This window comes from Modicisalibacter muralis, assembly GCF_900102945.1.
GTDB classification, from domain to species: Bacteria; Pseudomonadota; Gammaproteobacteria; order Pseudomonadales; family Halomonadaceae; genus Modicisalibacter; species Modicisalibacter muralis.
The window spans coordinates 1-12,261 of the sequence record NZ_FNGI01000006.1; the positions used below are offsets into that span (position 1 = coordinate 1).

Here is a 12,261-nt window from a genome sequence, read left to right on the forward strand (position 1 = left end):
ACTGACGCTCCCATCTGCCAATAGCGCGGCGCTCACGGATATCGAACAGGGCCGCAGTCTGACGATGTGACAAGCCATCTCGCCACATCCTCTCAAGTACTGCCAGCTTGAAAGCCGCACTGCGGTGTGTGTATTTCTTGCGCAGCCCCGTCACGCCATGCTGCCGGTAGTTGTCCAACCATTGCCGTACGGTGGACGCATCCAGGCAGTGCTGACGTGCCACTTCCCTTAAGCTGGTCTCCTCACGTAAACACTGCTGCACCACCCGCAGCTTGAACCACTCGTCGTACCGATTGCTCATAGAAACACCCCGAAGGTTGGATTGGGTGTCCAACTTTCGGGGTGCAGTTCATCATTGTCGAGGGTTCTAATTTATAGTTGCCTGATCGTAGTCGCCCGGCCGGGTAATTATCACTACTTTCCATCCCGAAACTCAATGCAGCGGCTTCTCCACCTTTGCCGGCTTGGGACAAGTGCCCAGCGGCAGCAGTAGATCCGCCACGGGCGAGCTGTGCTGAAAACCGCTGACAGCCTCGCGCAGAATGTCGCAGACCCGGTGACAGTCCAGCTCGCTTTCAGCCTGGGCCAGCTCATTCAAAAGGCGACCGATCTCCGCATCGGGCAACGTTTCTTCATTAGCCCGCATGATTTTAGGGTGTGACGTGCCAACGACGTTGTCACCAATTAGCAGCTCCTCATAAAGCTTTTCACCCGGCCGCAAACCGCTATAGCGAATCTCAATGTCACCATCAAGATTCTTTTCATCCTTCACTTCAAGGCCCGTAAGCTGGATCATGCGCCTGGCCAAATCGACTATTTTCACCGAGTCGCCCATATCCAACACAAAAACATCACCGCCTTCAGCCATTGAACCTGCCTGGATGACTAACAGTGCGGCTTCGGGGATCGTCATGAAATAACGCGTGATTTCCGGATGGGTCACCGTCACCGGTCCGCCTACGGCGATTTGGCGCCGGAAGAGAGGTACAACGGAGCCTGACGAGCCCAGCACATTACCAAACCGGACCATGGAAAATACCGTGCCGGTACTTTTCTTAGCCAGATTTTGCAGAATCAGCTCGGCAAAGCGCTTCGAAGCCCCCATGATATTGGTGGGTCGTACCGCTTTATCGGTGGATATCAAGATACAGCGCTCGACACCCAGCTTTCCTGCACTTTCGGCAACGACCTGAGTGCCTACTACGTTGTTGTGCGCCCCCTCAAGCACATTGAGCTCAACAATAGGCACATGCTTGTAGGCCGCCGCATGATAAATAGTCTGAACGCCGTAGTGTTGGATCACCGCCTCGATCCGCCGACGATTACACACCGACCCCAACAAGGGATAAATAGGAAAATGCTCATTCATCTCGAGCTTCTGGGTTTCGAGCTCTTTCTCTATCGCATACAAGCTATATTCGCTTCGCTCAAAGAGAATGATAGCCTGGGGTGCCCCTCTGACAATTTGCCGACACAACTCCGAACCGATCGATCCCCCCGCCCCTGTCACCATTACGACCTTGTCATGAATACTGGCATTAAGTAACGCTTCAAGCGGCGGAACGGGATCACGCCCCAGCAAATCCTCAAGCTCGACCTCTCGCAACTGGTCTACGTTTGCTTCACCCGAGACGATCTCTGGCATCGAGGGCACGGTCTGCACATGTACCGGTGTATCGGCCAATTGATCCAGCGCATGCTTCCGCTGCTTTTTAGTAGCGGACGGCATGGCGAGTAATACTCGGGATATCCCTAGACGCTCGGTCACTGGCGTGAACTCGGCAGGGCTATAAACTCGAATACCCTTGATGGTGCTATTCCACAGCGCCTTGTCATCATCCAGAAACGCAGCCACATAGAACTCGCGACTGTTTGACAACGCCAATGCCAATTGCGCCCCGGCGCCACCCGCCCCATAAATGGCGACCGGCTCTTTCTGAGCGTAATGCTTGATTAGCCATTGGTAATAGCTGCGCACCAGAAAGCGCGTGCCGCCCACATAGAAAAATCCGACCAGAGCAAAGTTAACCGGCACCGAACGCGGAAAATCCTGGAACTGGTAAAAATAAGCGGCGGCCCACATGAGCAAGGCCAGGAGCACGACCCCCTTGACCACCGCCATAAGTGCCTGTGGACCCATGAATCGCACCACGGCACGGTACAAACCCAAGCGTGCGAAAATGAACACGCCAACCGGCGGCACTATGACAAATAGCCACCAATAAGGCTCAAGATAATAACTTGGCCACCACTCGGATAAGCGCAGCGCATAAGCAGACCACAGCGCCAATGGCAATGCCACCAAATCGGCGGCGACCATGATCATCCGTTTCTTGGTGCGACTCATCATCGCAAAGCGCTGGTGAAACTTGGCAGGTCGGTTCATTTCGACATCCTGTCTACTCAATCAGCAGCCTTATCCATAACCTGATGTAACACGGTGCAGGTCCTGTCAATTTCGGCCTCGGTCAGGGTTGGGTGTACCAGAAACATCAAGCTGGTTTCGCCCAGCTCCCTAGCGACAGGCAGCGGATTCTCTGGCCGCCACCCCGTACCATCGAAAGCCTTCTCCCGGTAAACTTCGGAACAGGAACCGGAAAAACACGGCACCCCCTGCCCGACAATCTCATTCATGATACGGTCGCGATTCCAACCTTGCTTCAGCTTATCAGGCTCTACAAAGGTATAGCATTTATAGGCGCCATGCTGGATATGCTCAGGAATATCGGGCACACGCAAACCCACACACTCTTTCGCCGCAGCCCAAATCCGCCGTGCATTGGCTTGGCGCGCACTTCCCCACTGTGGCATACGCTCAAGTTGAATACGCCCAATGGCGGACTGCATCTCGGTCAAGCGCCAATTGGTGCCGAAGCTCTCATGTAGCCAACGGAAGCCTGGTGGATGTTCACGCTCGTAAACTGCATCCCAGCTCTTGCCGTGGTCTTTATAGGCCCACATGCACTTATACAGGGCACGGTCATTGGTTGTGACCATGCCCCCTTCGCCGCCGGTGGTCATGATCTTGTCCTGACAGAACGACCAACACCCCACATGACCGATGGAGCCGACACTCTTGCCCTTGTACATCGCGCCATGCGCCTGGGCGCAGTCCTCGATGACATAAAGCCCATGCTCTTCGGCCAACGCCATCAGGCCATCCATCTCGCAAGGCCAACCCGCCAGATGCACGGCAACAATCGCCTTGGTGCGCGGCGTGACATGCTCCGCTACGGTTTCGGAGGTGATATTCTGTGAATCGCGGTTCACGTCTGCGAATACGGGAATCGCGCCGGCAGTGACGATGCTGGAAGCTGACGCCAGAAAAGTTCTTGAAGTAACGATCACCTCATCGCCTGGGCCAACACCTAGCCCGTTGAGCGCCAGGTCCAACGCAACGGTGCCGTTAGCTAGTGCAATCGCATAATCGGTACCAGCGAAGGTGGCAAATTCTCGTTCGAATTCGCGCCCTTCCTGACCGGTCCAGTAGTTTACCTTGTTGGAAAGCAGCACGCGGCTGACTGCCTGGCTCTCTTCCTCGGTAAAGGAAGGCCAGGGAGAAAAAGGTCCACTAAGCATTTCATCACCAAAAGCTGAAAAATAAGGGAGAGTGGATTATTTGCGACCGAGAGATTTTGCCGGCACGCCTACCACGGTCTGCTTATCCAGCACATCACATACCACTGCCGCCCCCGCACCCACAATGACATCCGAACCCAGCCGCACCTGCTGCTTGACGGAAGAACCGATGCCGATCCAGCTTGCCTCGCCAATTTCAACCGAGCCAGCCAAGCTGGCGCCAGGGCAAATATGCACGCCATCGGCCAAGTGACAATCGTGGTCAACACAAGCGCGGGTATTGACGATACAGGCTTCGCCTAGCTGGCTATCCACCTGAATCACGGCCCCAGCAAACACGACGCTGCCTCGTCCCAGAACCGCATGTGGACTTATAACAGCACTGGGATGAACCACACTCACCAGCCTGGCACCATGTGCGGCTAGCTCACGAGTCTTAGCCAAACGAATGCGGTTATTACCGACACCCACGATCACTCCCTGGAAATCATCGAGGCGCTGCAGCAGCGCCTGAGCATCTCCAATAATGAGCCAACAGCCATTGTGGCTTCTCTTCGGCCAAGCATCTTCGAAGAACACCACCTCTTGCCAGCCCATTTGTAAGGCAGTGTCCGCAACCACTTTGCCATGCCCACCAGCACCGAAAACAGCAAGTCTCATTTGTCACTGCCCCGGAAGCGTTCCATAGTCGCCTGCCCTTCCGCTGAGATACCGTCGCGTACAAGGACTTTCTTAACGGTTAGCAGCAATATCTTAATGTCCAAATAGAATGATTGATTCTCTACATACCAGACATCCAGTTTAAACTTATCTTCCCAGCTCAGTGCATTGCGACCGTTTATCTGCGCCCATCCAGTCACGCCAGGGCGGACCTCATGACGACGGTACTGCTCTTTGGAATACAGTGGAAGATATTCCATCAACAAAGGCCGAGGTCCAACCAAGCTCATGTCACCCTTGAGCACATTCCAGAGCTCAGGCAGTTCATCAAGACTAGACGACCGCAAAAACTGGCCAAAGGCAGTCAAGCGTTCGGAATCTGGTAGAGAATTGCCATCTGCGTCGATTGAATCTTTCATGGTACGAAATTTCACCATATAGAATGGCTTGCCATCCCGACCCGGGCGCTGCTGGCGGAACAGAACAGGGGCGCCCATTTTACGGTGAATTTGCCAAGCGATAAGAGAGATTAATGGTGAGAGAAAGGCCAAAGCACATGAGGATACAAAAATGTCAAAGGCACGTTTGATACAAGAATGCGGGCCTAACGCTGTGTTATTTTGTTTCATCTACATTCGCCAGAGCATACTCTCCTGGAGCAATTTCAGATACCATCCATTGGTTTCCTTCCACAGCCCGAACCAAGACCTCTTCCAATTGAGAAGCGAGTTGGTCCCGAGAAAAGAGCTGTTCGGCCAAGCGACGTGAAGATACGCCAGCCTTTGCAAGCCAATCCTTATCTCCCAATGTCTTTGCCAGCATTTCCGCCGCTTCTTTAATATCCATCTGCCATGTCACCACCCCTGCATCATTTGACTCAAGCAAGTCTGCCTGCCACCCCCCATAGTTAATCATGATTGGCTTTCCTGCAGCTAATGAATCGAAAAATTTGTTTGCCGAATTTGCTCGCATCTCTGGCTTGTCAATAACCAAACTACTCGCCATATCAGCAATACTAAGTAATGCAGGAATATCTCGTTTTGGCACCTGCTGTTCGATAAATAAATTTCGATTAAGCACGCCTGCATTGTCTGCATCTGCAAGGACTTTCTGATACTCTACACCATCACCTACAAGCAAAATGCGTATCTCGGGCGCTATATCCAGAAGGTGCTGCGCCAAGTTGACCATATAGCCAACACCATTTATCAAACCAAACGTACCAGTATATATCAACAGTGGACCATCCCCTAACCAGCCACGCTCGCACCGTACATGATCGATGAGACCGCCATCAACATCACTAAATATATCTATATCACTACTGTTAGGAATGACAGCAATCTGACCCCTTGGGTAGCCCGCACGTACAACACCTGCTTTCATTCCTGGAGAAAGTGCTACCACAGCACGCGCATTCCTATAGGCCCAACGTTCTAACCGTTGAGCCGTAAAGCGAAGTATGGGATTCTTCAAAGCACCCATGGCAATAGGTATCTCGGGCCAGAGGTCTCTTACTTCAAACACCATCGGTATTCTTTGCCGTTTAGATGCATATACTCCAGGAATAGCAATGGTCAGCGGAGTACTGGTAGCAAAAATAAGGTCAGCCTTTATAGAAGCAGCTTTACGAGACGATGCCAGAGCGAAACGCAGAAAAGCCTTAATTCGCTGCCCAAAGTTCATATGATTTGAATATGCTATTGGAAGCCAATGGACTTGTATGCCGGCCTCTTCTGTTAGAAACCAGTCATTCCCATCCCCCCCATCCCTCCATGACGTGATCATGTGAACTTCATGACCTTTAGCTACAAGCCTCCTTGCCATTTCATAAGAGCGCGTTCCTCCGCTCATTTCTGGTGTATTAAAGTATTGATGTAGATAAATTATTATCAATTCAGAAACCCCACCATTATAGGCTAATACATCTATATATCCGCTTCACCGCTTCACCGCTTCACCGCTTCACCGCTTCACCGCTTCACCGCTTCACCGCTTCACCGCTTCACCGCTTCACCACTTCACCGCTTCACCACTTCACCACCACAATACAATTGATCTATATTTTCCACCTAATGACAAAACTGTCGACGACGCAACCTCAAGGATGACTTTTTGTTAACAACTCCCAGCTCGTTTATTCAGAATCTTACTAGCTTAGCTCATTGCGTTTAACACTCAGACCTTAGCTACAACATTGTAGCAAAAGATGTAATCACAAGACTTTATTCGATAAATTAAATTTTTTCCTCAAGCTTTTTATAAAAAGCAATTAGTTTACTCTCCTCGCGCCCCCAATTAAAGTATTCCCTTACAGCCGTTTGACCATTATGCCCCATTTTCTCGGCCTCAGCAGGGTTTTGTATCAAATAATCAATTGCCTTAGCAATAGCTTCTGGATCAAGTGGGTCAACACATAGACCACAGTTATTTCCTTCAATAATTTCACACCACAAAGGAAAGTTAGAACTAATAACAGGTATGCCCGCACTCATATACTCAAACATCTTTACCGGCAATGCATCCAAATAGTTTATTATCGGATGAAGCGTCACTAAACCAGCCACTGAGCATTGCAAGGTATCACAAACTGCCTTTCGGTCAAGAAACCCCAGCTCATCAACCTTTAACCAGCCAGCCTCTGCCTTGACTTCCTGCCCAAAAGACGAATCAGGAAATGAACCGCCAAGCTGTAATCGCGCACCAGAAATTGTATGCAACATGGCCCGAACCATCTCTTGAATACCACGAATCCTAGCTATTCCACCAACATAACATACCTGCTTTTTCTTACTAGACCAATCAACCCTCTCTGACGCCAATTCAGCCAACATAGGGTAGTTGTTAACATCCAGCGAATTAGCGTTGATCGTCTTAAATTTATCACGAATGTAGGGTGTCGCTGCTATAACACCATCCAATTTACAACACGCCCAACGCTCGTATAGCGTCACTAACTTAGATAAAAACCACAATGTGGGTTTGTTCAAATATGGCTTACCCATTAACTGCTTAGGTAAGTCTTCATGGGCATCGAAAATAACCTTTTTTCCTAACCGCTTTAGTTTTAAGCCAATAGGAATCAACTCAGGGTCGTGAAGATGGTAGACCTCTGCATCCAATTCTACAGCTTTCCTGAATACTCGTTTCGTAGTGTTACGAATCCGATCTAGCCTACTTCTGGATGAGCCAACATCACTGATGTATATATTTTCTTTACTTTCATCCCCTTTACCATCCGCCACAACTAGAGTTACGAGATAACCAGCCTCAGCTAGTGAAACACATTCTTTAAAAAAAATACGCGTATCAAATCTTGGATGCACTGAGGTTAAATGAACAATCATTTACATCCCCTTTTTTAATAAAATGAGAGCTAAAATTACTAGAGTTTTCAGGAAAAACTTTACTCACAAGAATGTTTATAAGAACAGTCATACCGCACCACTGTATTTTTTATCATCAAAAAGCGATAATACGAAAAAAATAAAACACATTGTTAACAAAAAAGGAACCGCACCCCAGAAAAAATTAGACATCATGGTAGAGTCGACCTTTGAGAACAGAAAAACAAAGCGCAACAAAAAAATTGAATATATCATCAAAAGCAAATTGCTACCTGAAGCTTTTACCTTTTGGTATAAATATGAAAACATTGAACCTATAAGAAGCATAAAAAGAGGGGCAAAAATGCTAAAATTATAATATGCCTCGCCAATAGCTCCAGGCGTAGGAGCACCAGACTTACCGGGAAAATAAGTATCCCTAATAGTCAAACCAATAGACGATGGCTCCAGCCCTACAAACCCGCCGAATGTATTTATCAACCAATCAAAATATGTTACATCCCATGCAAAATCCCCCCACCCCCATGTTTTGAATATAATAACCAACTGCTGAAGATCCGCCACATTACCCGAACCAACAATTCGACTCATAAAAGTAGAAAAATATTGTAATAAACCGCCTTTGAATATTTCTGCATCGCTATCTATGTAGTGATAATTGCTTAATATTCGCAGAAAGTAAATCAAAAAAGCTATCACCATTAACACCAAGAAAAAAAATGCCGCTTTTTTTGCTGCTTTTTTACCCCCCCGTGCTCATATTATAAAAAACAACTTGCATGATTAAAAAAGTCATAGGCTGCATTATTTGGCCTTGCGTCAAATCGATTATAAAGCCAATCAAGCTAAAAAATATAAAAAAACCTCCTACTTTTTTTCCTGACTGTACAATATTCAAGAGCCAAAGGAGAATTCCTACATAATAAAAATGGTATGGTAACGTTGTAATGTGAACCTCGGCATTAAGGTGCCTGAAAGCCTGGAAATTAATAATTAAAGATATAACATTGCCTGCCAGAACCTCAGCAACATACAGCCAATATAACAGCCCCGTAATTAGAAAGAGAGGGATAATCACAAAGCTGACAGTTCTAAAATTGCGTGCGCAAAACAAACCAGCCATTTTTACTTTAGGGATAAAATCGCCATCTCTACTAAAAATTGAATAGCCTATACATAAAGAACCATAACATATGGTAGCCCATAACAACGAAATCATCATATAAAAAGGCACTTCTTGAAAGGGAATCCCAGTTAGCTCAATAAATTTACCATAATACTCCCCTCCCATAGAGTAATATAACCCTCCAATAACATAACCAAGATACGTAAATGAAAACCAGGTAAGTGGAGAAAAAAAATCATTACCTTTCAAGAAAATACAATTAAATGCCATAACAAACAGGAGAATAAAACTTAATAACACCAAGCTAGGTTGGATAGCATATATTGCAATAGCACTGAACAATGGTACTGATAAAAGCAAAATCAGTAAGAATAACTGAATTTTCTTGGCTCTAAAGGAGTACATAAACATTTCACCGTATTTGAACAAAGCCAATAAACCTTATCGGAAAGTATTACCCACCTTATCCTGTTTTGAAAAAACATAACAGATTAGCGCCTTTTAGAATATCCTTTGGGCGGTCTCAATAACCAGGAGCAACACGTGACTATCGGAGTATCGTGTTGCCATGACTCGTCACTTTCATCACTTCACCGCCGAAGAGCGGGCAGCCATCATGCTGATGCAACCGACCCATTCCATCCGTGCCATGGCTCGCTACCTGGGTCGGGTGCCCAGCACCGTCTCACGTAAACTCTCGCTACCCGTAATCACTGTGAGACGTCCCTGGCGGGGCATCGGGCACGCCTGACTTGCCACAGGCCTCGCCGTCCGCCGAAGTTTCATCCCGAGGGTGAGCTATTCGAGTTCAAGACCCATATACTAGGCACCACTGGTCACCGCAGCAGATAGCCGCACACTCAAGCGTATGAATCCCGATGATCCCAATCGCCGGATTTCACACGAGAGCATCTATAACGCGCTCTATGTGATGCCGCGCGGTACGCTCAAGAAAGAACTGATTGCCTGTCTGCGCCAAGGTAATGCCAAGCGCCGCCCACGTAGCCGTGGGCGTGATCGTCGCCGACAAATCCCCGACCTGGTCAGCATCCATCTGCGCCCGCCATCGGTCGAGGATCGCCTCATGCCGGGCCATTGGGAGGGCGAGCTGATCATGGGAGCGGGCAACCGCAGCCGCGATCGTCCCCCTCGTCGAGCGCACCACCCGATTGGTGATATTAGCCCGGGTGGACGACGCGACAGCGACGGCGGCGTCGGTGGCCTTCAGCGATAAGCTCAATGAGATCCCCCGTGCGCTTCGTCTGTCGATGACCTATGACCAGGGCCGGGAGATGACCCGCCATGCCGAAATCACCCAGAAGACCGGAACCGCCATTTACTTCGTCGACCCGCAAACCCTTGGCAGCGGAGGAGCAACGAAAACACCAACGGCCTGCTACGGCAGTGCTTCCCGAAAGGCACCGATCTCTCGGAGTATAGCTGGATGCCGTGGCTGATGAACTCAATGGGCGCCCTCGCAAGACGCTGGGCTGGCGACCACCGCTTGAGGTATTCGCGGATGTATTACGGCGCTCCATCGCTGGGGCAGGAAGTTATCCACTAGCGTTGCATTTGGAACTTGAGTCCACCTCTCCTTCCCTTCTTTGTTTCACAATCATATGAGCTCAATACAACCTCACCCCTCTTTTTTAATTTATAAACTTGCCATTTTGACAATGAGGGGCATGGACCCATGCAAATACTTTCATAGAGGAGAACTCAGCATTTCTTTTATTAACTTCATGCTTATCTTTTCTACCATTTCATTTATGAGATAAGGATATATAGGCAAGCTTATTACTTGTGCCGAGGCCTTATCACCTATTATTAATTCTGTTTCAGTGTCGACTACCGCCGGCTGTTTGTTTAGCGGGATAGGGTAATGTATAGCGGTAGGGATGCCAGCCTCCTTTAGCTTGGTTTGCATCTGCGCGCGGTTATTCACGCGAATGGTATATTGCGCCCAGGCGCTGGTGTTATGCGATTCAATGTAGGGTGTTGTAGTGATGCCGGACTGGTTGAGCAACGTGGTATAGCTCTTGGCTACTCTTTCACGTAATGCTAATTCCTCACCCAGAATCTCAAGTTTGGGCAGCAAAATGGCAGCTTGTAACGTATCAAGGCGGCTATTTACACCTATGCGCACATGATGGTACCGCTTGTTCTGCCCATGCCGTGCAATCTGGCGGAGGGTTTTTGCCAGCTCATCGTCATTAGTGAAGATGGCTCCGCCATCACCATAGCAACCCAGCGGTTTGCTGGGGAAAAAGCTGGTGCAAGCGATGGTAGAAAGGTTACAGGATCGCTTGTCTTTGTAGGTGGCTCCGAAGCTTTGTGCGGCATCTTCTATTACTGGAATGCCATGCTTGGCGGCAATGGCATTGATGGCATCGAAATCAGCGCATTGGCCATAAAGTGATACTGGGATGATCGCCTTGGTGCGTGGAGTGATGGCGGCTTCTAGTAGTTGTGGATCCAGATTATAGGTGCGTGGGTCGATATCCACGTAGACTAGCTTGGCACCGAGCAAAGCGACCGTCTCGGCAGTGGCGATGTAGGAAAACCCAGGTGTGATGACTTCATCGCCAGGCCCAATGTTCAACGCCATCTGGGCAATCTGTAACGCATCGGTTCCGTTGGCACAGGTGATGCAATGTTTGGCGCCAGTATAGGCCGCCAGTTTTTCTTCCAGTTCAGCCACTTCGGGGCCGAGGATGTACTTGCCATGCCTCAAAACGTTTTCAATGCGACGCTCGACCTGAGGCCGTATACGTGCCTGCTGGGCGGCGAGGTCGATGAAAGGCATGTTACCTGAGGGCACCGATGGGTCTTGCAACCTGGTCAGAGCCGCTTGTGGGCTCATTACCGGGCATTCACCGAGCGCATCGAAGGTTTTATCTAGTGACACGATAGCAATATCTTCGCCGCCCAATGCCCGCGCACTGGCGGCAATCTGCGCATCCTCGAAATCGATTGCCTGACGGTAGAGCGCTGTTTGCTCGAAACCATGGTTAGTAAGCACATGGACACGATCCAGCAGATCCGCCATTAGCCGTTTTACCACATCCAGTGCATTGGCCGGCTCATGGCCCTGCGACTTGATGCGCTGTTTGGCCACATATTCAATGGTGGGCAGGCTAGCAGCGCTGACCCATAGCTGCACCCTGCCTTGCTCGCTTAGATCGAAAAGCGATGCCGTGGCTGGGGTGTGATCCGGTCTAAGCCATGCATCGAGAATAACGCTGATATCCAGTACAAGGTGTTTACGGGCGATCAAGGTATTTCTCCTTGAGGGCGTCATAGCGCAGTTGATCCAGCACTTCGTCGGTCAGGGGAGGAGTATTCTTCAGTTGTTCCTTTAACGGACCCAGAATGTCATCGATGGCATGGCGGAAACTCGTGCGTTGCCCCTCTTCCACTACTTCTGTCTCCGCGCCGGCGAGTTCGTCATCGGGAACTTCCACACGTAAGGTTAGCCGCGTGTGTTTGAGTTGAATATGGCTTGGCAATTGCAACCTGCCGTTATCGTAGATGGCATCGACTTGCATG

Annotated in this window: 11 protein-coding genes and 1 pseudogene; 1 reads left to right on the plus strand and 11 read right to left on the minus strand. The window is 49.3% G+C overall.

Translation table 11 applies throughout. The annotated features are described in order from the left end of the window. From BLR92_RS11130 to BLR92_RS11165, 9 genes are all read right to left on the minus strand, one after another. Nucleotides 1-301, minus strand: a 301-nt coding sequence (locus BLR92_RS11130) for a helix-turn-helix domain-containing protein (RefSeq protein ID WP_139171580.1), incomplete at its 3' end; no start/stop codon positions are given. Nucleotides 302-433: 132 nt separating this feature from the next. Then, a complete protein-coding gene (locus tag BLR92_RS11135; RefSeq protein WP_245704183.1) occupies nucleotides 434-2,386 on the minus strand; it encodes a polysaccharide biosynthesis protein in 1,953 nt (650 codons plus the stop codon). Nucleotides 2,387-2,403: 17 nt separating this feature from the next. Beyond that, entirely contained in the window at nucleotides 2,404-3,579 is a 1,176-nt protein-coding gene (locus BLR92_RS11140; RefSeq protein ID WP_089728535.1) for a DegT/DnrJ/EryC1/StrS family aminotransferase, read from the minus strand. A 36-nt stretch (nucleotides 3,580-3,615) separates the two neighbouring features. Further along, nucleotides 3,616-4,239, minus strand: a complete 624-nt coding sequence (locus BLR92_RS11145) for an acetyltransferase (protein WP_089728537.1) — start codon at nucleotides 4,237-4,239, stop codon at nucleotides 3,616-3,618. After that, nucleotides 4,236-4,868, minus strand: coding sequence for a sugar transferase (locus BLR92_RS11150; protein WP_089728539.1), 633 nt, complete (start codon nucleotides 4,866-4,868; stop codon nucleotides 4,236-4,238). The genes BLR92_RS11145 and BLR92_RS11150 overlap by 4 nt, the downstream gene beginning before the upstream one ends. Then, on the minus strand, nucleotides 4,855-6,093 hold the full coding sequence (locus BLR92_RS11155) for a glycosyltransferase family 4 protein (protein ID WP_281242923.1): 1,239 nt from the start codon (nucleotides 6,091-6,093) through the stop codon (nucleotides 4,855-4,857). The genes BLR92_RS11150 and BLR92_RS11155 overlap by 14 nt, the downstream gene beginning before the upstream one ends. Before the next feature lie 383 nt (nucleotides 6,094-6,476). Continuing rightward, nucleotides 6,477-7,586, minus strand: coding sequence for a glycosyltransferase family 4 protein (locus BLR92_RS11160; RefSeq protein WP_089728543.1), 1,110 nt, complete (start codon nucleotides 7,584-7,586; stop codon nucleotides 6,477-6,479). A gap of 87 nt (nucleotides 7,587-7,673) precedes the next feature. Beyond that, nucleotides 7,674-8,273, minus strand: a complete 600-nt coding sequence (locus BLR92_RS19565) for an O-antigen polysaccharide polymerase Wzy (RefSeq protein WP_139171594.1) — start codon at nucleotides 8,271-8,273, stop codon at nucleotides 7,674-7,676. A gap of 55 nt (nucleotides 8,274-8,328) precedes the next feature. Next, the gene (locus tag BLR92_RS11165) at nucleotides 8,329-9,147 is read right to left on the minus strand and encodes a hypothetical protein (RefSeq protein ID WP_089728545.1); all 819 of its coding nucleotides are present in this window, start codon (nucleotides 9,145-9,147) and stop codon (nucleotides 8,329-8,331) included. Between the two features lie 133 nt (nucleotides 9,148-9,280). On the opposite strand from BLR92_RS11165, the pseudogene BLR92_RS11170 reads away from it, so the two are divergent. Further along, nucleotides 9,281-10,335, plus strand: a pseudogene (locus BLR92_RS11170) (IS30 family transposase). A gap of 82 nt (nucleotides 10,336-10,417) precedes the next feature. Here the strand turns inward: BLR92_RS11170 and BLR92_RS11175 are convergent. Further along, on the minus strand, nucleotides 10,418-11,989 hold the full coding sequence (locus BLR92_RS11175) for an aminotransferase class I/II-fold pyridoxal phosphate-dependent enzyme (RefSeq protein ID WP_217636574.1): 1,572 nt from the start codon (nucleotides 11,987-11,989) through the stop codon (nucleotides 10,418-10,420). After that, nucleotides 11,976-12,260, minus strand: a complete 285-nt coding sequence (locus BLR92_RS11180) for a hypothetical protein (RefSeq protein WP_089728549.1) — start codon at nucleotides 12,258-12,260, stop codon at nucleotides 11,976-11,978. The genes BLR92_RS11175 and BLR92_RS11180 overlap by 14 nt, the downstream gene beginning before the upstream one ends. Between the last annotated feature and the right edge of the window lies 1 nt (nucleotide 12,261).